This is a genomic window from Duganella paludis (genome assembly GCF_054461335.1).
In genome coordinates, this window is the sequence record NZ_CM136922.1 from 2,841,718 (window position 1) to 2,864,286 (window position 22,569).

General features: G+C 63.4%; 24 protein-coding genes. 4 read left to right on the forward strand and 20 right to left on the reverse strand.

Annotated features, from left to right (window positions below):
* The first annotated feature begins 93 nt into the window (after positions 1-93).
* The 4 genes from ACXZ1M_RS12655 (at position 94) to ACXZ1M_RS12670 (ending at position 8,630) form a co-directional block, all read left to right on the forward strand.
* Entirely contained in the window at positions 94-2,034 is a 1,941-nt protein-coding gene (locus ACXZ1M_RS12655) for a S9 family peptidase (protein WP_459053502.1), read from the forward strand.
* Positions 2,031-6,197, forward strand: coding sequence for a DEAD/DEAH box helicase (locus ACXZ1M_RS12660; RefSeq protein ID WP_459053503.1), 4,167 nt, complete (start codon positions 2,031-2,033; stop codon positions 6,195-6,197). Before ACXZ1M_RS12655 ends, ACXZ1M_RS12660 begins: the two co-directional genes overlap by 4 nt.
* Positions 6,198-6,274: 77 nt before the next feature.
* Positions 6,275-8,191 carry a DUF885 domain-containing protein gene (locus ACXZ1M_RS12665; RefSeq protein ID WP_459054005.1) on the forward strand — a complete coding sequence of 639 codons (1,917 nt, stop codon included), beginning with the start codon at positions 6,275-6,277 and terminating at the stop codon, positions 8,189-8,191.
* Between the two features lie 97 nt (positions 8,192-8,288).
* Positions 8,289-8,630 carry a CCDC90 family protein gene (locus tag ACXZ1M_RS12670; RefSeq protein WP_459053504.1) on the forward strand — a complete coding sequence of 114 codons (342 nt, stop codon included), beginning with the start codon at positions 8,289-8,291 and terminating at the stop codon, positions 8,628-8,630.
* A 1-nt stretch (position 8,631) separates the two neighbouring features.
* Here the strand turns inward: ACXZ1M_RS12670 and tatC are convergent, their stop codons facing one another.
* The 20 genes from tatC to ACXZ1M_RS12770 form a co-directional block, all read right to left on the reverse strand.
* Positions 8,632-9,387 carry a twin-arginine translocase subunit TatC gene (tatC, locus tag ACXZ1M_RS12675; protein ID WP_459053505.1) on the reverse strand — a complete coding sequence of 252 codons (756 nt, stop codon included), beginning with the start codon at positions 9,385-9,387 and terminating at the stop codon, positions 8,632-8,634.
* Positions 9,388-9,906, reverse strand: coding sequence for a Sec-independent protein translocase protein TatB (tatB, locus tag ACXZ1M_RS12680; RefSeq protein WP_459053506.1), 519 nt, complete (start codon positions 9,904-9,906; stop codon positions 9,388-9,390).
* 13 nt (positions 9,907-9,919) lie between these two features.
* Positions 9,920-10,123 carry a Sec-independent protein translocase subunit TatA gene (tatA, locus tag ACXZ1M_RS12685; protein ID WP_459054006.1) on the reverse strand — a complete coding sequence of 68 codons (204 nt, stop codon included), beginning with the start codon at positions 10,121-10,123 and terminating at the stop codon, positions 9,920-9,922.
* A 127-nt stretch (positions 10,124-10,250) separates the two neighbouring features.
* The gene (locus ACXZ1M_RS12690) at positions 10,251-10,619 is read right to left on the reverse strand and encodes a histidine triad nucleotide-binding protein (RefSeq protein ID WP_459053507.1); all 369 of its coding nucleotides are present in this window, start codon (positions 10,617-10,619) and stop codon (positions 10,251-10,253) included.
* Between the two features lie 12 nt (positions 10,620-10,631).
* Entirely contained in the window at positions 10,632-10,970 is a 339-nt protein-coding gene (locus ACXZ1M_RS12695; protein ID WP_459053508.1) for a phosphoribosyl-ATP diphosphatase, read from the reverse strand.
* Positions 10,967-11,395: a phosphoribosyl-AMP cyclohydrolase gene (gene hisI / locus ACXZ1M_RS12700; RefSeq protein WP_373992195.1), complete on the reverse strand. Its 429-nt coding sequence runs from the start codon at positions 11,393-11,395 to the stop codon at positions 10,967-10,969. Before hisI ends, ACXZ1M_RS12695 begins: the two co-directional genes overlap by 4 nt.
* Positions 11,396-11,413: 18 nt before the next feature.
* A complete protein-coding gene (hisF, locus tag ACXZ1M_RS12705) occupies positions 11,414-12,175 on the reverse strand; it encodes an imidazole glycerol phosphate synthase subunit HisF (RefSeq protein ID WP_459053509.1) in 762 nt (253 codons plus the stop codon).
* A 1-nt stretch (position 12,176) separates the two neighbouring features.
* Positions 12,177-12,965: a 1-(5-phosphoribosyl)-5-[(5-phosphoribosylamino)methylideneamino]imidazole-4-carboxamide isomerase gene (gene hisA / locus ACXZ1M_RS12710; protein WP_459053510.1), complete on the reverse strand. Its 789-nt coding sequence runs from the start codon at positions 12,963-12,965 to the stop codon at positions 12,177-12,179.
* 30 nt (positions 12,966-12,995) lie between these two features.
* A complete protein-coding gene (gene hisH, locus ACXZ1M_RS12715; RefSeq protein WP_459053511.1) occupies positions 12,996-13,634 on the reverse strand; it encodes an imidazole glycerol phosphate synthase subunit HisH in 639 nt (212 codons plus the stop codon).
* Positions 13,635-13,643: 9 nt separating this feature from the next.
* Positions 13,644-14,234 (reverse strand): imidazoleglycerol-phosphate dehydratase HisB, encoded by a 591-nt coding sequence (gene hisB, locus ACXZ1M_RS12720; protein ID WP_090190670.1) that lies wholly within the window; start codon positions 14,232-14,234, stop codon positions 13,644-13,646.
* Positions 14,235-14,252: 18 nt separating this feature from the next.
* Positions 14,253-15,347: a histidinol-phosphate transaminase gene (hisC, locus tag ACXZ1M_RS12725; protein ID WP_459053512.1), complete on the reverse strand. Its 1,095-nt coding sequence runs from the start codon at positions 15,345-15,347 to the stop codon at positions 14,253-14,255.
* Between the two features lie 13 nt (positions 15,348-15,360).
* Entirely contained in the window at positions 15,361-16,173 is an 813-nt protein-coding gene (locus tag ACXZ1M_RS12730; protein WP_459053513.1) for a DNA-methyltransferase, read from the reverse strand.
* Positions 16,170-17,477, reverse strand: a complete 1,308-nt coding sequence (gene hisD, locus ACXZ1M_RS12735) for a histidinol dehydrogenase (protein ID WP_459053514.1) — start codon at positions 17,475-17,477, stop codon at positions 16,170-16,172. The genes ACXZ1M_RS12730 and hisD overlap by 4 nt, the downstream gene beginning before the upstream one ends.
* Complete coding sequence (gene hisG, locus ACXZ1M_RS12740; RefSeq protein WP_459053515.1) at positions 17,474-18,139, reverse strand: ATP phosphoribosyltransferase; 666 nt, start codon at positions 18,137-18,139, stop codon at positions 17,474-17,476. The genes hisD and hisG overlap by 4 nt, the downstream gene beginning before the upstream one ends.
* Positions 18,140-18,144: 5 nt before the next feature.
* A complete protein-coding gene (murA, locus tag ACXZ1M_RS12745; protein ID WP_459053516.1) occupies positions 18,145-19,395 on the reverse strand; it encodes a UDP-N-acetylglucosamine 1-carboxyvinyltransferase in 1,251 nt (416 codons plus the stop codon).
* 2 nt (positions 19,396-19,397) lie between these two features.
* Complete coding sequence (locus ACXZ1M_RS12750) at positions 19,398-19,634, reverse strand: BolA family protein (protein ID WP_459053517.1); 237 nt, start codon at positions 19,632-19,634, stop codon at positions 19,398-19,400.
* Between the two features lie 13 nt (positions 19,635-19,647).
* Positions 19,648-20,415 carry an ABC transporter permease gene (locus ACXZ1M_RS12755; protein WP_459053518.1) on the reverse strand — a complete coding sequence of 256 codons (768 nt, stop codon included), beginning with the start codon at positions 20,413-20,415 and terminating at the stop codon, positions 19,648-19,650.
* Entirely contained in the window at positions 20,412-21,326 is a 915-nt protein-coding gene (locus ACXZ1M_RS12760) for an ABC transporter ATP-binding protein (protein ID WP_459053519.1), read from the reverse strand. Before ACXZ1M_RS12760 ends, ACXZ1M_RS12755 begins: the two co-directional genes overlap by 4 nt.
* Positions 21,327-21,487: 161 nt before the next feature.
* Positions 21,488-21,904 carry an STAS domain-containing protein gene (locus tag ACXZ1M_RS12765; RefSeq protein WP_459053520.1) on the reverse strand — a complete coding sequence of 139 codons (417 nt, stop codon included), beginning with the start codon at positions 21,902-21,904 and terminating at the stop codon, positions 21,488-21,490.
* A gap of 3 nt (positions 21,905-21,907) precedes the next feature.
* On the reverse strand, positions 21,908-22,552 hold the full coding sequence (locus tag ACXZ1M_RS12770) for an MlaC/ttg2D family ABC transporter substrate-binding protein (RefSeq protein ID WP_459053521.1): 645 nt from the start codon (positions 22,550-22,552) through the stop codon (positions 21,908-21,910).
* Between the last annotated feature and the right edge of the window lie 17 nt (positions 22,553-22,569).

Below are 22,569 nucleotides of genomic sequence, written 5' to 3' on the forward strand. Positions count from 1 at the left end.
TGGCAGAACTGACCCCGGTTTTTGCTGGAAGAATTTGCGGCCTTTCTCTATCATGCGTAGCACCCGCGCATACACCCCTTTCTGGAGCCGCCCATGACATCCACCACCTCCACCATCGCACCGTTCGGCGCCTGGCCTTCGACCATCAGCGCCGCGCGCGTGGCCGCCGGCGCCACGCCCTTGGCGTCGCTGATGCTGGGCGGGGCAGACGGCAGCGATATCTTCTGGCTGGCCGGGCGGGCGGCGGAGGCGGGCCGGAATACCTTGTTGCGCCATCACGGCGTCACCACCGAAGAGCTGACGCCGGCGCCGTTCAACGTTCGCAGCCGCGTGCACGAGTATGGTGGCGGCGCCTACGTGGTCGATGGCGAGACGGTCTACTTCTCGCACTTCAAGGACAATTGCATTTATCGCATGACCGCCGGCGACGATGCGACGCCCGCCGCCGTCACCCGGCCCGGCCGCCAGCGCTTTGCCGATTTCGTGGTCGATCGCCCGCGCAACCGCCTGATCGCCGTGCGCGAGCTGCATGGCGAGGACGAGCACGCACAGCCGGCCAATACCCTGTGCACCATCGATCTGGGGGGCGAGGTCGGCGCCGGCCTGGGCGCCGAGACGGTGCTGGCCCAAGGCGCGGACTTCTATTCCTCGCCGCGCCTGTCGCCGGATGGCCGTTCGCTGGCCTGGCTAAGCTGGCACCACCCGCGCATGCCGTGGCAGGGCACCACGCTCTGGCTCGCCGATTTCAACGAGGACGGCACGCTGTCCGCGCCCAAACGCATCGCCGGCGGCGCCGAGGAATCGATCTGCCAGCCGGAATGGTCGCCGGATAACCTGCTGCACTTCGTCTCCGATCGCAGCGGCTGGTGGAACCTGTACCGCCTGTGCCGCGACCGCCAGCGCACCGAGGGCCTGTGCCCGATGGAAGCCGAATTCGCCTCACCGCACTGGACCTTCGGCAACAGCATGTACGGCTTCCGCTCGGCCGGCGAAATCATCTGCACCTATATCGACAAGGGCGTCAGCCGCCTGGCCCGCCTGCTGCCCGGCAGCGGCAAGCTCGAATGCATCGCCAATCCCTACGAGGAAATCCGCGAACTGCGCGTGGCCGCCGGCTACATCGCCATGCTGGCCGGCGGGCCGACCATCCCGATGGAACTGGCGCGCATCGACTTCACCGAGGAAGGCGTGGAAATCCTGGCGCAGTCGATCGACGACCTGCCGGACGAAGCCGACCTGTCGGTCCCCGACAGCATCAGCTACGCCAGCGCCAACGGCCGCACCTCGCATGCCTTCTACTACCCGCCGCGCAACAGCGCGGTGCGCGGACCGGACGGCGCCAAGCCGCCGGTGATCGTCATCGGCCACGGCGGCCCCACCGGCATGACCGTCAACACCCTGAACCTGAAGACCCAGTTCTGGACCAGCCGAGGCTTCGGCGTGCTGGACGTGAACTATGGCGGCAGCACCGGCTTCGGCCGCGCCTACCGCGACCTGCTCAAGGAACAATGGGGCGTGGTCGATGTCGAGGACTGCGTCTACGGCGCCCGCGCGCTGGTCGAACGCGGCCTGGCCGACGGCGAGCGCCTGATCATCCGTGGCAGCAGCGCCGGCGGCCTCACCACCTTGTGCGCCCTGACCTTCCACGACGTCTTCAAGGCCGGCGCCAGCTACTACGGCGTGTCCGACCTGAAGGGCCTGGACGACGACTCGCACAAGTTCGAATCGCACTACACCGAATACCTGATCGCCCCGCGCGCGCAGGCCGACGCCATCTACCAGGCCCGCTCGCCGATCAACCACACCGACAAGCTGTCGCGCCCCATGATCTTCTTCCAGGGCCTGGACGACAAGGTGGTGCCGCCGCAGCAATCGCAGATGATGGTCGAGGCGCTGAAGAAGCGCGGCATCCCGGTCGAATACGTGGAGCTCGAGGGCGAGGGCCACGGCTTCCGCAAGGCCGAGAACATCGTCCGCACGCTGGAAGCGGAGCTGGGCTTCTACCAAACCATCTTTAAACTGAATAACGCATGACCGATCCCAAGCTGCTCGCGGAATTCGACGCGCTGCCCTTCAACGAAAAAATGATCCTGGCGCTGCTCGCGCTGGTGGGCGAACCCATGGGCCGCACCGCCATCCTCGATCACCTGCACCACGCGCGCATCGAATACAACGACGACGGCAAGCACTACACCGTGGGCACGCTGGACGAGGCCATGCTCAAGCTGGAGCGCCTCGCCTTCATCAGCGTGGTGACGGGGCGCGGCTTTGTCTGCAATCCCAAGCTGCGCTGGCCGGCCATGCGCGCCTCCATCGGCACCCACGCGCTGGAAGACCTGTGCGCAGCCTATGCCGAACTGGTGCCGATGCGCCAGACCTGGAACAGCATGGAGCCGCGCAGCTACCGCGCCGGCATGGCGCGCCTGCGCATGGGCCTCCTGCGCGGCCAGGCGCCGCAGCAGATCCAGGCGGTGCTGGCGTTCTGCCTGGGCAGCTACGAGGCGGCGCAGCTGCATCCCATCGTCGACATCTTCGGCCGCCCGTTCGAGCCGGGCATGATCGCGCTGGTCAACCCGCTGCTGCAGGACGACGTGCTGGCGGTGCTGATGCAGAACGCGCTGCAGGAACCACTGACGGCGCCGGTGCTGCGCGAATACTGCGAAATGCACATGCAGCGCCGCCACGGCGACATCAATCCCGAACTGCGCATGGCGCTGGCCGAAGACGCGCTGCTGTGCGGCCGCCTGGACGACGCCAAGCGCTACCTGGAACGCACGGCCGGCGCGCAGAGCCAGTACCTGGCCAGCATCGTGGTGCTGCTGCGCGGCGCCGCCAGCGCCGCCATCATCGGCTTCGACGCCGCGCTGAAAACCCTGCGCCGCGATACCGGCAAGCGCAAGCAGCTGTTCACCGGCATGGGCGGCAACCTGTACCTGCTGTCGGCGCTGCGCAGCGGCGATCCGCGCCACCTGAAGGCGGCCGAAGCGTATCTGGAAATCGCCGTCAAGCTGCCGCGCAATCACGACAGCTCGGTGCACCAGCAGATTGACCTGCTGCGCCAGATCCGCGCCGGCGTGATGCAGGTCGACTCGGTGTCGTCGCTGCCGTGGGAGCCGGGCCTGCAAACGCAGATGTTCCAGTTCCTGCTGTACTTCTGGCTCTCGCTGCCGCAACTGCAGGAACGCAAGGAGCAGTTGCAGGAGCTGGTGAAAAGCGCCGAACGCGCCGGCTATATGTTCATCGCCGGCCAGGCCGCCGCGCTGCTGGGCCAGATGGGCGACGCCGAGATGCAGACCCACGCCCAAGCGCTGCGCTCACGCTACGGCTTCCCCGACTTGACTACCTGGTTCGAACGCCAGGAAGGCTGGCAGCGCCAGCTCACCGCCCTGATCAACCTGCAGCAGCCGGCCACCGCCGATGCGGCGGGCAGCGCGCGCCTGGTGTGGCTGCTCACCTACGACAACCGCAACGGCCTGACCGACATCGCGCCGGTGGAACAGAAGCGCGATGCGCGCGGTCTGTGGAGCAAAGGCCGCGCGGTCGGCCTGAAACGGCTGCGCTTCGAATCGGAGCAATTCAGCTTCCTCACGCCGCAGGATATCCGCGTGGCCGAAGCGATCACGGTCGCGCATCGCGGCTACCAGTCCACCGGCCTGACCTACGAAATCGATCCGCAGCGCGCCGCGCCCAACCTGGTCGGCCACCCGCTGCTGTACTGGTCCGACCTGCCGGACATGCGCGTGGAAATGCTGGCCGGCGAGCCTGAACTGCTGATCAAGAAAAGTCCCGGCAACCTCGAGCTGCGCCTGCAGCCGCCGATACCGGACGACAGCTCCTCGGTGGTCATCACCAAGGAAACGCCGACGCGCCTGCGCGTGGTGAACATCCTGGAAGAACACCGCCGCATCGCCGCCATCGTCGGCGAAGGCCTCAACGTACCGTCGCACGCGGAGCAGCAGGTGCTGTCGGCCATCAGCGCCATCTCCTCGCTGGTGACGGTGCAGTCGGAAATCGGCGGCGCCGCGCCGGACATGGAGCAGATGGAGGCCGACATGCGCCTGCACCTGCACCTGCTGCCCTACCAGCACGGCCTGAAGATGCAGATCCTGGTGCGCCCGCTGCCGCATCAAACTAACGGCGCCTATTACAAGCCGGGCGACGGCGCCGACAGCGTGATCGCCGACATCGGCGGCAAACCGGTGCAGGCACGCCGCAAGCTGATCGACGAACGCGATGCGGAACGCGACCTGATCGCCAAGTGCCCGATTCTGGAATCGGCCGAGCAGGATCACGGCGAATGGCTGCTGGGCCAACCGGCGCTGTGCCTGCAGCTGCTGGTGGAACTGCAGGAACTGGACCCGGCCGGCATCGTGATCGCCTGGCCGGAAGGCGAGAGCTTCCGCGTGACCAACAAGGTGGAAACCAAGCAGCTGCGCCTGGCCATCAAGAGCAACAAGGACTGGTTCGCCGCCAGCGGCGAACTGCAGGTCGACGAAGGCAAGGTGATCGACCTGCGCACCTTGCTGGAGATGATGGAGAAGAGCCACGGCCGCTTCGTCGAACTGGGCGAGAACCGCTACATGGCGCTGACCGAGGAACTGTATCGCCGCCTGCAGGAAGTGTCGGCCTACGGCGAGATCACCAAGGACGGCATCCGCCTGCATCCGCTGGCTTCCTTCGCGCTGGAGGACCTGGCCGACGACGTCGGCGGCCTGAAGTCCGACAAGCTGTGGAAGGAACACCTGGCGCGCATGCAGGAGCAGGAAAGCTACACGCCGCAACTGCCATCGACCTTGCAGGCGGAGCTGCGCGACTATCAGGTGGAAGGCTACAACTGGCTATCGCGCCTTGCGCATTGGGGCGTGGGCGCCTGCCTGGCCGACGACATGGGCCTCGGTAAAACCCTGCAGGCGCTGGCGCTGATGCTGTCGCGCGCACCGAACGGCCCGACCCTGGTGATCGCACCGACCTCGGTCTGCATGAACTGGATGAGCGAAGCGGCGCGCTTCGCACCGACCCTGAACCTGCAGCTGTTCGGCGCCGGCGACCGCGCCGCCATGCTGAACAACCTGCACGCCTACGACGTGGTGGTGACCAGCTACGGCCTGCTGCAACTGGAGTCCACGCTGTTCGCCGGCGTGCAGTGGAACACCATCGTGCTCGATGAAGCGCAGGCCATCAAGAACGCCGCCACCAAGCGCTCGCAGGCCGTGATGGCGCTCAAGGGCGAGTTCCGCATCGCCGTCACCGGCACGCCGCTGGAGAATCACCTGGGCGAGTTGTGGAACCTGTTCCGCTTCATCAATCCGGGCCTGCTGGGCAGCATCGAGCAATTCAACCTGCGCTTCGCCGCGCCGATCGAGAAGCCGCAGGACCACCGCGCCGAACTTGGTGCGCGCAAGCGTTTGCGCCGTTTGATCCAGCCCTTCATCCTGCGCCGTACCAAGTCGCAGGTGCTGACCGAACTGCCGTCGCGCACCGAGATCACGCTGGAAGTCGATTTGTCGGCCGACGAACTGGCGCTGTACGAATCGCTGCGCCGCGCGGCGCTGGAAAATCTGGAGAAAGTCGAAGGACCGGCCGAGAAGAAATCGATCCAGATCCTGGCCGAGATCATGAAGCTGCGGCGCGTCTGCTGCAACCCTAACCTGATCGCGCCGGAACTGCAACTCGCCAGCAGCAAGCTGGCGGCCTTCGCGCACCTGCTGGAGAACCTGCTCGACAACAAGCACAAGGTACTGGTATTCAGCCAGTTCGTCGATCACCTGGCGCTGATCCGCGCACACCTGGACCAGCAGGGCGTGAGCTACCAGTACCTCGACGGTTCGACCTCCATGGCCGACCGCAAGAAGCGCGTGGACGCCTTCCAGGCCGGCCAGGGCGATGTGTTCCTGATCTCGCTGAAAGCGGGCGGCGTCGGCATCAACCTGACCGCCGCCGACTACGTGATCCACATGGACCCGTGGTGGAATCCGGCGGTGGAAGACCAGGCCTCGGACCGTGCGCACCGCATGGGCCAGTTGCGGCCGGTGACCATCTACCGCCTGGTGGCACGCCACACCATCGAGGAAGGCATCGTCGACCTGCACCAGCACAAGCGCGACCTGGCCGACAGCCTGCTCGAGGGCAGCGATGTCAGTGGCCGCATGTCCTCCAGCGAAATGTTAGCGATGCTGCAAGAGGGGCTCAAAAAATAATTCGGCTTTGTATCGGACGCTCTCAAGCGGACAGATTAGTGATAATCTCCTCCGCTTCCGATACAAGGCCGTATATGATGATTAAGACAAAACTTGCACTGGCTGCACTGATGGCGGCGCTTGCCGCCGCACCAGCCGGCGCCGCAACGCAACAACACAAGGCTGCGCCGACCAAGAAGAGCAGCAGCAAGGCGAAGAGCACCAAGGCCGTGAAGGCCGCCAAACCATCGAAATCCACCAAGTCCAGCAAGGGCAAGCCGTCCGCCAAGACCAAGGCGGTGGCTGCGGCGGCCGCCGTGCCGGCGCTGAAGGTGGCCTCCGAACGCTGGCAAGACCGCCAGTTCGACAGCCTGAGCAACCAGTTCCTCAACGCCATGTGGCGCATCGATTCGGAAAGCGCGATCTACGCCGGCAAGTACGACACCGCCGCCGTGCTGACCGTGCCGAACCAGGAAGAACAGGCCAAGGAGCTGGCCTTCATCAACGACTGGCTGCAACGCTTCGGCGCCGTCAAGACCGCGCAGCTGTCGTCCAAGCAGCGCACCGACCTGGCGCTGCTGGTCAACAAGCTGGAAGGCGATCGCTTCCGCCTGACCACCTTGCGCGAGTGGGAATGGAATCCGGCCAGCTACAACGTCGCCGGTCCGCTCGACCTGATTTTGAATACCGAATACGCGGCGCAGCCGCAGCGCCTGCGCACCCTGCTCAAGCGCATCGCCAGCATTCCCGCCTACTACGAAGCGGCACGCGCCAACATCGTCAACCCGACGCGTGAGCACACCCGCCTGGCCATCAAGCAGGCGCCCGGCGTGCAAACCCTGCTGATCGAAGTCGACAAGGCGGCGCAAGCCTCCATCCTGACTTCGGTGGAGAAGCAGTTGTTCACCCAGCGCGTGAACGCGGCGCTGAGCGCGGTCGATAGCTACGTTGCCTTCCTGACCGAGATGGACAAGCAGATGGACACGCGAGGCCGCCGCACCTTCCGCCTCGGCAAAGACTTGTATGAGCAAAAGTTCGCCTACGACATCCAGGCCGGCAGCACCGCCGAACAGACTTATCAAAAAGCGCTGGCGGCACGTGAAGAGCTGCTGGCGAATATGGACAAGCTGTCCGACCAGTTGTGGGACAAGACCATGGCCGGCGCCGCCAAGCCGTCCGACCGCTTTGCCAAGATCGGCATGGTGATCGACAAGCTGTCGGCACGCCACGTGGCACGCGCGGACTTCGTCAACGAAATCAAGCGCCAGATTCCGGTGCTGCAGGACTGGGTGATCAGCAAGAACCTGTTGACGCTGGACCCGAACAAGCCGCTGGAAGTGCGTGCAACGCCAGCGTACGCGGCCGGTGTGGCCGGCGCCAGCATCGATGCACCGGGACCGTATCGTCCGCAGGACCGCACCTACTACAACGTGACGCCGCTCGATGGCGCCACGCCGGACGCGGCCGAGAGCAGCCTGCGCGAATACAACCATTGGATCCTGCAGATCCTGAATATCCACGAGGCGATTCCGGGCCACTACGCGCAGCTGGTGTATGCCAACCGTTCGCCGTCCATCGTCAAATCGATCTTCGGCAATGGCGCGATGGTCGAGGGCTGGGCGGTGTACGGCGAGCGCATGATGCTGGAGTCCGGCTACGGCGACAACGAGCCGGAAATGTGGCTGATGTATTCCAAGTGGAACCTGCGCAGCGTGACCAACACCATTCTCGATTACAGCGTGCACGTGCTGGGCATGACGGAAGAGCAGGCCGTCGATCTGCTGACGCGCCAGGCGTTCCAGACGCGCAGCGAAGCGGTTGAAAAATGGCATCGCGTGCAGGTGTCGTCGGTGCAGCTGACCAGCTACTTCAGCGGCTACAGCGAGATCATGGAATTGCGCGAGCAGCGCAAGCAGCAGCTGGGCGCCAAGTTCAACCTGAAGGAATTCCACGAGCAATTCCTCAGCTACGGCAGCGCGCCGGTACGCGTGATCAAGGGCCTCATGACGCAGTAGTTCTGCGCATGCTCAAACTGATGGGCAGATGATTCGATACGATGGGGAACGGCCGTAGCGCGGCCGTTTTCTGCTACGATCCAATCGGGGAGGTACCATGAATATGCCTATCAAATTCGACACCCATGAGTATGTCAGGAACTTGATCGAGGCCGGCATCCCGGCCGATCAGGCCGAAGCGCAAGCGATGGCGCTGAGTCAAGCGATGGCCGAAGCCACGGTGACGCCAAGCGAGCTGGTCCTTCTTAGAACCGACATGACCGCGCGTATTGAAATGTTGCGAGCGGATATCTACGCCAAGCTCGAAGCGCTGGAGCAGCGCTTGAAAGCCTATGTCGACCGCAAGCTGACAACGGTATTCTGGATGGTCGGCATCTCGCTGTCCCTGCATGCCGTCACGATCGGCATGCAGATGAGAATACTGGACCGCATGCCCTAAATCAGGCGTTTTCTTCCGGCGCAGTGGAGATGCGTACAAACAACGGGGCCACCAGCAGGCCCAGTTCGAACAGCAGGCACATCGGAATCGCCAGCGAGAACATGCTGACCGCATCGGGCGGCGTGACAATCGCGGCAATCACGAAGGCGCCGACCACGGCGTAAGGACGGATCTCCTTCAGCTTGGCCACGCTCACCAGGCCCATGCGCACCAGGATCACCACCACCACCGGCACTTCGAAGGTCGCGCCGAACGCCAGGCACATCGACATCACAAAATCGAGATAGTTCTCAATGTCCGGCGTCACCGCGATCGACTGCGGCGAAAACTCGGCGATGAACTGGAACACGCGGCCGAACACCAGGAAGTAGCAGAACGCCACGCCCGCCATGAACAGCAGCGACGACGAAATCACCAGCGGCGCGATCAGGCGCTTCTCATGCGCATACAAGCCCGGCGCCACGAAGGCCCACAGCTGGTACAGCACCCACGGCAGCGACAGGATGATGGCGATCACCAGGGTCACCTTCATCGGCACCAGGAACGGCGAAATCACGCCGGTGGCGATCATCTTCGAGCCCACCGGCAACGAACGGATCATCGGCTCGGCGATGATGTCGTAGATGTGCGAAGGCCCCGGCCAGATCATCAGGCCGATGCAGACCAGCGCAATGCCGATCGACGCCTTGACCAGGCGGTCGCGCAGTTCGATCAGGTGAGAGATAAAGGTCTCTTCGCCCGGATTAGATGTCGTCATTTAATAGAAGGAGCTATTGGAGGAGCTGCGCGGCCGGAAGCGGGCCACCCGCGCCGCGCCCGAGGTCACGTGCTGCTTGCCGCCGTGGCGCTGCTTGTACCAGTTGGGAATGGCCGAGTTGCGCACCAGTTTCTTGCGGCGGAACTCGCGCGCCTTGCGCGCCAGGTCGTCCGCAGTGACGTTGCTGAACGAGCCGTGATGGTCATACGCCGACGATGAGGTATCGGAGAGCGCCGGATCGCTGAAGGCGCTCTCGACCTCGGCCATGTTCTGCGAAATCGAGTTCTCCACGTCCGACTTGATGTTCTGGGCGGCGTCCTGCACTTCCTTCTTCAGGTTGCGCAGTTCTTCCAGTTCAATCTCGCGCGAGACTTCGGTCTTCACTTCGTTCAGGTAGCGCTGGGCGCGGCCGTACAGCGTCCCGGCCATGCGCGCCACCTTGGGCAGCTTTTCAGGACCGATGACGATCAGCGCGACCACGCCGATGACAGCTAGTTTGGTAAGACCGAGATCGATCATAAGCAGGCGCTACTTACTTCTTTTCTTTCGCGTCGACATCAATGGTGCTTGGCGCGGCAGGCGCGGCCGGCTTGTCCTCGTCACCCTTGATGCCGTCCTTGAAGCCCTTGACGGCTTTACCGATGTCCGAACCCATGTTGCCGAGTTTCTTGGTGCCGAAAACCAGCATCACCACCACCAGAACGATCAGCCAGTGCCAAATACTAAAAGAACCCATCATATTCCCCTTGCAGAGCGCATGCGCCCAAGATTATTCGTTGATTCCAAAAAACTGCTGCAACAGTATAAGCGAAGCGCAGTGCCTACGGTAAATGTAGTCGCCCAGGGGCGGATTGAGCGCCGATTCAGCGCTGGCCGCGCCATGGATGCGCGCCGCCGATCACGTGCACGTGCAAATGGTACACCTCTTGTCCGCCGTCCGGCCCACTGTTGATCAGGGTCTTGAAACCGGCGGTCGGCGTGCCGTCGGCCTCGGCGCCGACCGCGCAGCCGAATTCCGCCGCCAGGCGGGGCGCCAGCGCCAGCATCTTGCCCAGCAGCGCAGGCTCGCCGGCCGCGTCCTGCAGGGTGGCGAAATGTTTCTTCGGGATCAGCAACAGATGCACCGGCGCAGCCGGGTTGATGTCCTTGAACGCCAGCAGATCCTCGTCCTCATAGACCGTGGTCGAAGGGATTTTCTTTGCGGCGATTTTGCAAAAAATGCAGTTTTCCACTAGGGACTCCGATTATTCTTTACGGGAAGCTTTTTCCTCGATGCCGGACACGCCTTCGCGGCGTGCCAGTTCATCAAGCACTTGCTGCGGCTTGAGGTCGAACTGGGCCAGCAGCACCAGCGTATGGAACCACAAGTCGGCCACTTCGTACAAGACTTTGCCGCTGTCGCCGCCGGCGCGTGCATCCTTGGCGGCCATCACGGTCTCTGTGGCTTCCTCGCCGATCTTTTTCAGGATGGCGTCGTCGCCCTTGGCGAACAGCTTGGCGGTGTAGGAGGCGGCGGGATCGCCGCCGTTGGCCGGCTTGCGCGCTTCGATCACGTCGGCCAGGCGGTCAAGTATGGTGCTCATTTGCCTGCCTTGTAGATATCGGTGGGATCTTTCAGCACCGGCTCGGTGCTCTGCCAGTCGCCTTCGTTGGCATCGCCTTCGAACTTCTGGAAGAAGCAGGAATGGCGGCCGGTATGGCAGGCGATGCCGCCGGCCTGCTCGATTTTCATCAGCACCACGTCTTCGTCGCAGTCGAGGCGGATTTCCAGCACCTTCTGCACGTGGCCGGACTCTTCGCCCTTGTGCCACAGCTTCTTGCGCGAACGGCTCCAGTAGACGGCCTCGCCCAGCTCGACCGTCTTGGCCAGGGCTTCGCGGTTCATCCAGGCGAACATCAGCACGTCGTTGCTGCCGGCCTCCTGCGCGATGACCGGCACCAGGCCGTGCTCATCCCATTTGATTTTCTTCAGCCATGCGGCTTTCGGCTGGATGCCGGGGGTATTCATCGTTGTCATGCTGTTCTCTTAGTCCAGGCGCATCGGAATGCCCTGTTGTGCCATGAAACGCTTGGCTTCCTGCACCGTGTGCTGGCCGTAGTGGAAAATGCTGGCCGCCAGTACCGCATCGGCCTTGCCCAGCTTGACGCCGTCGGCCAGGTCCTGCAGGCCGCCGACACCGCCGGAGGCGATCACCGGAATGTTGATGGCGTCGGACACGCCGCGCGTCAGACCCAGGTCGAAGCCGGACTTGGTGCCGTCGCGGTCCATGCTGGTCAGCAGGATTTCACCGGCGCCCAGCTGTTCCATCTTCTTGGCCCATTCGATGGCGTCGATGCCGGTGGCCTTGCGGCCGCCGTGGGTAAATACTTCCCACTTGCCGGGCGAGACCTGCTTGGCGTCGATCGCCACCACGATGCACTGCGAACCGTGCTTCTGCGAAGCGTCGTACACCAGCTGCGGATTCGACACCGCCGAGGAATTCATGCTGACCTTGTCCGCGCCGGCGTTGAGCAGGCGACGTACATCGGCCACTTCACGCACGCCGCCGCCCACCGTCAGCGGAATGAATACCTGCGAAGCGACGGCCTCGATGATGTCCAGGATCAGCCCGCGATTGTCGCTGGTGGCGGTGATGTCGAGGAAGGTCAGCTCATCGGCGCCCTGCTCGTCGTAGCGGCGGGCGATTTCCACCGGGTCGCCGGCGTCGCGCAGCTCGGTGAAGTTGACGCCTTTGACGACGCGGCCATCGGTCACGTCGAGGCAGGGGATGATGCGTTTAGCGAGCATGTTATTCGTCTTCTTCCTCGATCAGGTCACCGCTCAACTCGTCGGCACGCAATTGCGCCGAGGCCAGATCGATGGTGCCTTCGTAAATCGAACGGCCGCAGATCACGCCTTCGATGCCTTCATCCTGCACCGCGCACAGGGCTTCGACGTCGGCCAGGTTGTGCAGGCCGCCGGAGGCGATCACCGGGATCTTGACCGCTTGCGCCAGCTTGACCGTGGCGTCGATATTCACGCCGCCCATCATGCCGTCGCGGCCGATGTCGGTGTAGATGATCGATTCCACGCCGTAGGCTTCGAACTTCTTGGCCAGGTCGATCACTTCGTGGCCGGACATCTTGCTCCAGCCGTCGGTGGCAACCTTGCCGTCCTTGGCGTCCAGGCCGACGATGATGTGGCCAGGGAAGGCGCCGCAGGCGTCATGCAGGAAGCCAGGCTCTTTCACGGCGGCGGTGCCGATGATGACGTAGGTGATGCCGGCGTCGAGGTAGCGCTCGATGGTGTCGAGGTCGCGGATGCCGCCGCCCAGTTGCACCGGGATCTCGTCCAGGTCGTTTTCTTCCGCATAGTCTTGCACGGCTTGCAGGATGGACTTGATGGCCGCCTCGTTCTTCGGCTTGCCGGCGAAGGCGCCGTTCAGGTCGACCAGGTGCAGGCGGCGCGCGCCTTGCTTCAGCCAATGCAGGGCCATCTCGGCCGGATCTTCGGAAAATACGGTGGCGAGTTCCATGTCGCCTTGTTTCAGGCGAACGCAGTGACCGTCTTTGAGGTCGATGGCAGGAATGAGCAGCATGATGGTGTCGGTTAGATTAGAAAAGAGAAATCAAGGGTTCCAGTGGACAAAGTTCTTGTACAACTGCAGTCCGGTCGCGGCGCTTTTCTCCGGATGGAACTGGGTAGCAAAAATATTATCACGCGCGACGGCGCAACTGAACGCCGCACCGTAGACAGTTTGACCGACCGTGTGGGCGGCCTGTTCCGGCTGGGCAAAATAGCTGTGCACGAAGTAGAAATAGGCGTTGTCCGGAATATCCTGCCACATCGGATGAGACGCCGTTTGCTTCACTTGGTTCCAGCCCATTTGCGGTACTTTGAAGCGCGAACCGTCTTCCTGCAGCTGGCCGTCCAACTGGAAGCGCACCACCTTGCCGGGCAACAGGCCCAGGCCGGCGGCATTGCCTTCCTCGCTACCGTCGAACAGCATCTGCTCGCCGATGCACACACCCATCAGCGGCTTGCTGCGCGACGCTTCCAGCAGCGCTTCCTGCACGCCGGATTCGCGCAGGCTGCGCATGCAGTCCGGCATGGCGCCCTGGCCGGGCAGCACGATGCGGTCGGCCGACTGGATGTCGGCCACTTCGCCCGAAATCAGCACATTGGCTTCCGGCGCCACGGCGCGCAGGGCCTGCGCGACCGAGCGCAGATTACCCATGCCGTAATCAACTACTACGATTTTTTTCATGGTGAATTTTTACAGAGTGCCCTTGGTCGATGGAATCGTGCCGGCGGCGCGCGGGTCCAGCTCGGACGCCATGCGCAGCGCGCGGCCGAAGGCCTTGAACACGGTTTCGCACTGGTGGTGGGCGTTGGTGCCGCGCAGGTTGTCGATATGCAGGGTCACCAGCGCGTGGTTGACGAAGCCGCGGAAGAATTCCAGCGTCAGGTCGACGTCGAAGGTGCCGATCATGGCGCGCGTGAACGGGATGTGATATTCGATGCCTGGGCGGCCCGAGTAATCGAGCACGACGCGCGACAGCGCCTCGTCCAGCGGCACGTAGGAATGGCCGTAGCGCACGATGCCCTTGCGGTCGCCGATGGCCTTGGCCACCGCCATGCCCAGCGTGATGCCGACGTCTTCCACCGTGTGGTGGTTGTCGATGTGGATATCGCCGGTGGCTTCGACTTCCAGGTCGAACAGGCCGTGGCGGGCGATCTGGTCCAGCATATGGTCGAGGAAAGGCACGCCGGTATTCAGCTTCTGTTTGCCGGTGCCGTCCAGGTTGATGGAAACGCGGACTTGCGTCTCGTTGGTGTTGCGGATGATTTCTGCGGTGCGGTTCATGAAAAGCTCGCGATGGTGTCAGGCTTCCTGCGATGCGGCGAAGGCATCGAGGAAGGTGGAATTTTCTTCCGGGGTGCTCACGGTAATGCGAAGGCAATTCGCCAGCACACTATGCATTTTACTCACATTTTTAACTAAAACCTTGTGGGCCAGCAGTTTCGCGTTTGCATCGTCGGAATTCGGTACGCGAATCAAGATAAAATTCGCCGCTGACGGAAAAACTTCCACGCCCGGGATACGGGCCAATGCTGCCGTCAGATCGGCGCGTGCGGCGCGCAATGCGGCCGCCTGTTGGTTCAGCACCTCCACATGGTCGAGCGCGAATTCGGCCGCAACCTGGGTCAGTACGTTGATGTTGTAAGGAGGCCGCACTTTGTCGAATTCCACCAGCAATTGCGGCGCCGCCGACATGTAGCCGAGGCGGATGCCGGCCAGTCCCAGCTTCGATACGGTGCGCATCACCACCAGATTGGCGAATTCAGGCAGGCGGTGCATGAAGGTCTGCTGGGCGAACGGCTCGTAGGCCTCGTCCACCACGGCCAGGCCGAAGCCATCGAGCGCCTTGATGATGGCGACGATGTCGTCATCGGCGAACAGGTTGCCGGTCGGGTTGTTCGGGTAGGACAGGAACACCAGCGCCGGCTTGTGTGCGGCGATGGCGGCCAGCATGGCCGGCAGGTCCAGCGTCAGGTCGGCTTTCAGCGGCACGCCGACGTAGTCCATGCCGGCGAATTGCGCAGAGCGCTGGTACATCACGAACGACGGCGTCGGCGCCACCACCACGGCGCGGCGGTCCTGCATGGCGCAGGCCATGCACAGGATGGAGATCAGCTCATCCGAGCCGTTGCCGAGGATGACGTCATAACCGGCCGGCACGCCCAGCTTGTCCTTGATGCGCTGTTTGATGGTGCTGTAGGCGGCGGCCGGGTAGCGGTTCAGCGCCACGTCGGCCAGGCGCTGGCCCAGCTCCTCCCGCAGATGATGCGGCAGGTGGTAAGGGTTCTCCATCGCGTCCAGTTTCAGGTAACCACTCGCATCGGCAACGTGATAGCTTGCTACGGCTTTGACGTCGGGACGGATGGTGTTGTTAACCAGCGATTCGATGGGGGACATCTTACTTGGGCTCCTATGAGTTGACGGTACTTCGGGGTTTCTTGGGTTTCTTCGGCGGCGGCGCCGGCACTTCGGGCATCGCCAGGCGTTCGGCGATGATGGCGCAGTATTCCGGATTCAGCTCGAAGCCGACGTAATTGCGGCCGCTACGCTTGGCGGCGATCGCCGTGGTGCCGCTGCCCATGAACAGGTCGAGCACCACGCCGTCCGGCGGGCACGAGGCCTTGACCATGCGCTCGATGATCTCCAGCGGCTTTTGCGTCGGATGGTCGGCGCGCTCCGGATGCTCGCGGTGCAGGCGCGACACGCTCCACAGGTCTTTCGGGTTGTAGCCCACTTCCAGCCACTTGGCGCCGATGAAGATCGAGCGCGAACGGGCCTTCTTGGTTTCGGCGTCGTAGGGAATGCGCACGGCGTCGAGGTCGAAGTAGTAATCCTTGCGGCGCACGAAGAAACCGATGGTGTCGTGCACCGACGAGAAGCTGCGCACGCTGCCGCCCATGGACGGCACGCGGCGGTCCCAGATAATTTCGTTCATCATCATCATGCGCTTTTTCAGCATGACGAAAATCTCCGGCGAAAACCGCCAGGTCAAAAAGATGTACAAGCTGCCGTTCGGCTTCAGCTTGGGCAGGGCGGCGTCTATCCACTGCTCGGTCCAGCGCAGGTATTCGTCTACCGTCTGCTGGTCCGAGGCGTTGCCGTAGTCCTTGCCGAGGTTATACGGCGGATCGGTCAGAATCAGATCGATGGAACCATCCGGGATGCGCGCCAGGCCGGCCAGCGCATCCTCACAGAAGACCTGATTGATCCACGTATCCGTCATTTAAGGCGCAGCTCCGCGCTGCGGGCGTGCGCCTGCAGACCTTCGCCGTAGGCCAGTTCCGCCGCGACCTTGCCCAGCGTTTGCGCGCCGGCTTCGCTGACGTAAATGATCGACGAACGTTTCTGGAAATCGTACACGCCCAGCGGCGACGAGAAGCGCGCGGTGCGCGAAGTCGGCAGCACGTGGTTCGGACCGCAGCAGTAGTCGCCCAGCGACTCGGACGAGAAGCGGCCGAGGAACATGGCGCCGGCGTGGCGGATCTTGTCGGCCCATTGCTGCGGCTCGGCGGCGGAGATTTCCAGGTGCTCGGCGGCGATGCTGTTGGCGATGGCGCAGGCTTCGTCCATGTCGCGCACCTTGATCAGCGCACCGCGATCGGCCAGCGAGGTGCGGATCACTTCCTGGCGGGGCATCTGGGGCAGTAGCTTTTCTATGCTGGCTTCCACCTTGGCGATGTAGTCGGCGTCGGGGCACAGCAGGATGGCTTGCGCCAGCTCGTCGTGCTCCGCTTGCGAGAACAGGTCCATGGCGACCCAGTCCGGATCGGTGGTGCCGTCGCAGACGATCAGGATTTCCGACGGACCGGCGATCATGTCGATGCCGACGGTGCCGAACACGCGGCGCTTGGCCGATGCCACATAGGCGTTGCCTGGGCCGACGATCTTGTCGACCGCCTGGATAGTCTCGGTGCCGTGCGCCAGCGCGGCCACGGCCTGCGCGCCGCCGATGGTGATCACGCGGGTCACGCCGGCAATCGCGGCGGCAGCAAACACCATCTGATTCTTCACGCCGTCCGGCGTTGGCACCACCATGATGATTTCTTCCACGCCGGCGACGTGCGCCGGAATCGCGTTCATCAGCACCGACGACGGATAGGCGGCCTTGCCGCCAGGGACGTAGATGCCGACGCGGTCCAGCGGCGTGACGCGCTGGCCCAGCACCGTGCCATCGGCCTCGGTGTAGGTGAAGCCGTTCAGTTCCTGCTTCTGGCGTTCGTGGAACACGCGCACGCGGTGCGCCGCCACTTCCAGCGCTTTGCGCTGGGCTTCGGGAATCGCGGCCAGTGCGGCTTGCAGTTCTTCCTGCGGGACATCCAGCGCGGCCATGCTGGCGGCGCCGCCGTTCGGCAGACGATCGAAGCGGTTGGTGTATTCAAGCACGGCGGCGTCGCCGCGTTTCTTCACGTCGGCGAGGATGCCGGCGACGGCGCTTTCGATGGCGTCGTCGGTGCTGGCTTCAAAGGCCAGCAGGGTGTCCAGGCGTTGCTTGAAATCGGCCTGGCTGGAATCGAGCTTGGTAATCATTTTTTGGATGCGCGTTCAAATGCTTCGATAATCGGTTGCAGGCGCTCGCGTTTCATCTTCAGCGCGGCCTGGTTCACGATCAGGCGCGACGAAATATCCATGATGGCCTCGACTTCTTTCAAGTCGTTGGCACGCAGCGTGCCGCCGGTGCTGACCACGTCGACAATCGCATCCGACAGGCCGACCAGCGGCGCCAGCTCCATCGAGCCATACAGCTTGATCAAGTCGACGTGCACGCCCTTCTTGGCGAAGTGCGCACGCGCGGTCTCGACGAACTTGGTGGCCACGCGCAGGCGCGCGCCCTGGCGCACGGCGGTTTCGTAATCGAAACCGTTGCGCACCGCGACCGACATGCGGCATTCGGCGATATGCAGGTCGATCGGCTGGTACAGTCCTTCGCCGCCATGCTCCATCAGCACATCCTTGCCGGCCACGCCGAAGTCCGCCGCGCCATGCTGCACGTAGGTCGGCACGTCGGTGGCGCGCACGATCAGCACGCGCACATTAGGGTCGTTGGTGGGCAGGATCAGCTTGCGCGAAGTTTCCGGATTCTCGGTGACGGTAATGCCCGCTGCTTCGAGCAGCGGCAAGGTGTCGTCGAAAATGCGGCCCTTCGACAGCGCAAGAATCAGCTGCTGGGAGTCGGCTTGGAATGCACTCATGGTGTTTATTTGATTCGCTGGATGTTGGCGCCTACGGCGGAGAGTTTGACTTCCATCTGGTCGTAGCCGCGGTCCAGGTGATAGATGCGGTCGATCAGGGTTTCACCGCGCGCTGCCAGGCCGGCGATCACCAGCGAAGCGGAGGCACGCAGGTCGGTCGCCATCACGGGCGCGCCAACCAGCTGTTCCACGCCTTTGATAAAGGCGGTGTTGCCATCGGTTTCAATTTGCGCGCCCAGGCGGTTCATCTCCTGGACGTGCATGAAGCGGTTTTCAAAAATGGTTTCCGTCACGCGGCTGGCGCCGGTGGCGATGGTGTTCACCGCCATGAACTGCGCTTGCATGTCGGTCGGGAAGCCAGGGTATTCGGTGGTGCGGAAGGTCACGGGAGTCGGACGCTTGTCCATCTGCGCGCGGATCCAGTTGTCGCCGATGGTCAGCTGCAGGCCGATCTCGCGCAGCTTGTCCAGCGCGGCGTCCATGATGTCGACGCGCGTGTTGCGGATGGTGATGTCGCCGCCGGTGGCCGCCACGGCGCACAGGAAGGTCGCCGCTTCGATGCGGTCCGAGATCACGGCGTGCTTGGCGCCATGCAGTTCGGCGACGCCTTGAATGACCAGGCGGTTGGTGCCGATACCTTCGATCTTGGCGCCCATGGCCACCAGCAGGTTGGCCAGGTCGGTCACTTCCGGTTCGCAGGCGGCGTTTTCCAGCACGGTCTCGCCTTCGGCCAGGGTCGCCGCCATCAGCAGGTTCTCGGTGCCGGTGACGGTGATCATGTCGGTGACGATGCGCGCGCCTTTCAGCTTGGCGCACTTGGCGTAGATGTAGCCGCCTTCAACGGTGATGTCGGCGCCCAGCGCCTGCAGGCCCTTGATGTGCTGGTCGACCGGACGCGAACCGATGGCGCAGCCGCCCGGCAGCGAGACCTTGGCTTCGCCGAAGCGCGCCAGCAGTGGACCCAGCACCAGGATCGAAGCGCGCATGGTCTTCACCAGTTCATACGGCGCTTCCAGCTTGTCGATGGCGCTGCCGTTGAGGGTGACCTTGTCGCCGTCCTGCGTGACTTTCAGGCCGGTCTGGCCCAGCAGCTTCAGGATCGTGGAGACGTCGTGCAGGTGCGGCACGTTGGACAGCTCGACGTCGCCGGCGGTCAGCAGGCCCGCGCACAGGATAGGCAGGGCCGCGTTCTTCGCGCCCGAGATGGTGATGTCGCCTTGCAGGCGGTTACCGCCTTGAATCAGAAGCTTGTCCATGCTTATCCTTGATATTCTTCAGGGGTGAGGGTTTTCATCGACAGCGCGTGGATCTCTTCACGCATGCGGTCGCCCAGCGCGGCGTACACTAGCTGGTGGCGCTGGATCGGGCGCTTGCCCGCGAACGCAGGCGACACAATAATGGCCTGGAAGTGCTGGCCGTCGCCCTCCACTTCGAGGTGGGTGCATTCGAGGCCGGCCGAGATGTAGCCGTGGATGAGTTCTGGAGTAGTAGCCATGATAAGTCCTAAATTAATGACGCAAGCGATAACCGCTGCGCAGCAAACGAATCGCCAGGAACGCCAGCACCACGAGGAAGGCCGAAACTATGGCCACGCTCATCAGCGGGTTGACGTCGGACTGGCCGAAGAAGCCGTAACGGAAGCCGTCGATCATGTAGAAGAACGGATTCAAATGCGATACCGCCTGCCATACCGGCGGCAGCGAGTGGATCGAGTAGAACACGCCGGCGAGGAAGGTCAGCGGCACGATCAGGAAGTTCTGGAAGGCGGCCAGCTGGTCGAACTTCTCGGCCCAGATGCCGGCGATCAGGCCCATGGTGCCGAGGATGGCGGCGCCCAGCAGCGCGAACACGATAATCCACAGCGGCGCCGCAAACGACAGGTGGGCGAACCAGGCGGTGACGAAGAACACGCCGCAGCCGACCACGATGCCGCGCACCATGGCGGCGATCACGTAGGCCGAGAAGATTTCCCAGTGCGACAAGGGCGTCAGCAGCACGAACACCAGGTTGCCGGTGATCTTGGACTGGATCAGCGAGGACGACGAGTTGGCGAAGGCGTTCTGCAACACGCTCATCATCACCAGGCCCGGAATCAGGAACGAGGTGTAGTTCACGCCCTCGTAGACGTTGACGCGGCCTTCCAGCACATGGCCGAAGATCAGCAGGTACAGCATGGCCGTCAGGATCGGTGCGCCGATGGTTTGCGTGGCGACTTTCCAGAAGCGCAGGGTCTCCTTGAAGACCAGGGTGCGGAAGCCGGCGGAAATGACGTTCATACGGTACCCTTGTCCATGATCTGCAAGAAGATATCTTCCAGATCCGCTTGTTGCAATTGCATTTCGTCGATGATGGCGCCCGATTCGCGCAGGCGTTTCAGTATCTGTTCGACTTCGGCGTATTCGTTGATGCGCAGGCTGTACTTCTTGCCGTGCTCCGAGGTTTCCGGATGCGTGACCAGCGACTGCATGTCTTCCGGCAGGTCGCCGTGCGTCATGTTGACGATCAGCTGCGAGCCGGAGATGCGGCGGATCAGCGAGGCCATGGAATCGAGCGCCACCACCTGGCCCAGCTTGAGCATGGCCACGCGCTTGCACATGGCCTGCGCTTCTTCCAGGTAGTGGGTGGTCAGCACCACGGTGTGGCCTTCGCGGTTCAGGCGCGAGATGAATTTCCACAGCGTCTGGCGCAGTTCGACGTCGACGCCGGCGGTCGGCTCGTCGAGCACGATCACGGGCGGCTTGTGCACCAGCGCCTGCGCCACCAGCACGCGGCGCTTCATGCCGCCGGACAGGGCGCGCATATTGGTGTCGGCCTTGTTGGTCAGGTCGAGGTTGTGCATCACTTCGTCGATCCAGGCGTCGTTGTTCTTCAGGCCGAAATAGCCGGACTGCAGGCGCAGCGTTTCGCGCACCGTGAAGAAGGGATCGAACACCAGTTCCTGCGGCACCACGCCCAGCGCCTTGCGCGCGGCGCGGAAATCGCTGACGACGTCGTGGCCGTGGATCTTGACTGTGCCCGCATCCGGGCGAATCAGGCCGGCGATGATGGAAATCAGGGTGGTCTTGCCGGCGCCGTTCGGCCCCAGCAGGCCGAAGAACTCGCCCTCTTCAATGGAGAGGGAGACGCCGCCCAGCGCCTGGAGCGACTTGTAGCGCTTCTCGACATTGCTAATTTGGATCGCTGTCATTCTTGACTTATCTATAAGGTTGCGGCGCCCGGCGCGGCGCGCGGGACGGTGCTGCGGGAGGCCGCGGCGCTAGGGCTGCGGCAACGTTCAATTATAGGGGAAATTCAGGCGGTCCGAGCCGGACCGGGGATTTACAGCTGGGCGGCGGGGTGGGGCAGAGGTCAATGATGCTCGGCGGAGTCGCCGGCAACTGCGGTTTTCTTGGTGAAGAACGATTCCGGCGCCTTGACCGGCGCGAATTCGTCGTGGCCGGCGATGCGTGGCGCGGCGCCGTCCTGGTCGAGCTTGACGTCGGACGGGAACAGCAGCGAGCACACGCCGTACAGCTTGGTCAGGCTTTGCAGCGCCGGCGGCAGGTTCTTCAGCTGCAGCTGGACGCCGGCGCCCTGCGCGGCGCGTTGCCACGCCAGCATCACCGACACCGCCACCGAATCCACCGTCAACACATGGCGCAGGTCGAACACGGTCTGGCCGGCCTTGAGGGCGGCAAGGCCGCGTTCCAGCGCCGCAGTGGCGTTGAGCACGGTCAGGGACGTGAGCGACTGCAGGTTGTCGATGGGTTCGGTAACGGCGTTCATGATTTACTTCGGTGCTTTCGTGTTCAGTGGCTTGCTGGCGAGTTTCTTGTTCTTCTCGGTCAGCGCCTTGATCAGGCCGTCGATGCCGCCCTTGTTGATCTCGGAGGCGAAGGTGCCCTTGTAGGTCTCGACCAGCCACGCGCCCAGCACGTTGATGTCATAGATCTTCCAGCCTTGCGCACCCTTGGCGACGCGGTAGTTCAGCGGGATCGGTTCGCCACGGCTCATGTTGACCTGGGAACGCACTTCCACTTCGGTGTCGGCCGGATCGGCGCGCAGCGGCTTGAATTCCACGGTTTCGTTCTTGATCTGCGACAGCGCGCCCGAGTAGGTGAACACCAGCAGCGAACGGAACTGTTCGGTCAGGGCCTTCTGCTGCTCAGGCGTGGCGTCGCGCCAGAAGCGGCCGGCGGCCAGCGACGTCATGCGCTGGAAGTCGACGTAGGGCAGGATCTTGGTTTCGACCAGGTCGATGACCTTCTTGGTGTCGCCGGCCTGGATGGACTTGTCGGCCTTGGCCGTATCGATCACGTCCTGGCTGATGCGCTTGACCAGCACGTCCGGCGCCTCGTTGGCGGGGGCGGCGGCATGGGCGTTGAACGCCAGGGCGACGGTTGCTAAAGCGATAAGTTGTTTAATCAATTTCATCTGGTTCTAGCCTTATG

Bases quoted from the DNA above. Each gene is read 5' to 3' on its own strand.
- hisI (WP_373992195.1), bottom strand. From the start codon at position 11,395: ATGAATACCCCCGGCATCCAGCCGAAAGCCGCATGGCTGAAGAAAATC.
- tatA (WP_459054006.1), bottom strand. From the start codon at position 10,123: ATGGGTTCTTTTAGTATTTGGCACTGGCTGATCGTTCTGGTGGTGGTG.
- tatB (WP_459053506.1), bottom strand. From the start codon at position 9,906: ATGATCGATCTCGGTCTTACCAAACTAGCTGTCATCGGCGTGGTCGCG.
- hisB (WP_090190670.1), bottom strand. From the start codon at position 14,234: ATGAACCGCACCGCAGAAATCATCCGCAACACCAACGAGACGCAAGTC.
- hisA (WP_459053510.1), bottom strand. From the start codon at position 12,965: ATGCTGCTCATTCCTGCCATCGACCTCAAAGACGGTCACTGCGTTCGC.
- ACXZ1M_RS12665 (WP_459054005.1), top strand. From the start codon at position 6,275: ATGATTAAGACAAAACTTGCACTGGCTGCACTGATGGCGGCGCTTGCC.
- tatC (WP_459053505.1), bottom strand. From the start codon at position 9,387: ATGACGACATCTAATCCGGGCGAAGAGACCTTTATCTCTCACCTGATC.
- ACXZ1M_RS12765 (WP_459053520.1), bottom strand. From the start codon at position 21,904: ATGAACGCCGTTACCGAACCCATCGACAACCTGCAGTCGCTCACGTCC.
- hisH (WP_459053511.1), bottom strand. From the start codon at position 13,634: ATGAAAAAAATCGTAGTAGTTGATTACGGCATGGGTAATCTGCGCTCG.
- ACXZ1M_RS12750 (WP_459053517.1), bottom strand. From the start codon at position 19,634: ATGGCTACTACTCCAGAACTCATCCACGGCTACATCTCGGCCGGCCTC.
- ACXZ1M_RS12755 (WP_459053518.1), bottom strand. From the start codon at position 20,415: ATGAACGTCATTTCCGCCGGCTTCCGCACCCTGGTCTTCAAGGAGACC.
- hisG (WP_459053515.1), bottom strand. From the start codon at position 18,139: ATGAGTGCATTCCAAGCCGACTCCCAGCAGCTGATTCTTGCGCTGTCG.
- hisC (WP_459053512.1), bottom strand. From the start codon at position 15,347: ATGTCCCCCATCGAATCGCTGGTTAACAACACCATCCGTCCCGACGTC.
- ACXZ1M_RS12730 (WP_459053513.1), bottom strand. From the start codon at position 16,173: ATGACGGATACGTGGATCAATCAGGTCTTCTGTGAGGATGCGCTGGCC.
- ACXZ1M_RS12670 (WP_459053504.1), top strand. From the start codon at position 8,289: ATGAATATGCCTATCAAATTCGACACCCATGAGTATGTCAGGAACTTG.
- hisD (WP_459053514.1), bottom strand. From the start codon at position 17,477: ATGATTACCAAGCTCGATTCCAGCCAGGCCGATTTCAAGCAACGCCTG.
- hisF (WP_459053509.1), bottom strand. From the start codon at position 12,175: ATGCTCGCTAAACGCATCATCCCCTGCCTCGACGTGACCGATGGCCGC.
- ACXZ1M_RS12655 (WP_459053502.1), top strand. From the start codon at position 94: ATGACATCCACCACCTCCACCATCGCACCGTTCGGCGCCTGGCCTTCG.
- ACXZ1M_RS12660 (WP_459053503.1), top strand. From the start codon at position 2,031: ATGACCGATCCCAAGCTGCTCGCGGAATTCGACGCGCTGCCCTTCAAC.
- ACXZ1M_RS12760 (WP_459053519.1), bottom strand. From the start codon at position 21,326: ATGACAGCGATCCAAATTAGCAATGTCGAGAAGCGCTACAAGTCGCTC.
- ACXZ1M_RS12770 (WP_459053521.1), bottom strand. From the start codon at position 22,552: ATGAAATTGATTAAACAACTTATCGCTTTAGCAACCGTCGCCCTGGCG.
- ACXZ1M_RS12695 (WP_459053508.1), bottom strand. From the start codon at position 10,970: ATGAGCACCATACTTGACCGCCTGGCCGACGTGATCGAAGCGCGCAAG.
- murA (WP_459053516.1), bottom strand. From the start codon at position 19,395: ATGGACAAGCTTCTGATTCAAGGCGGTAACCGCCTGCAAGGCGACATC.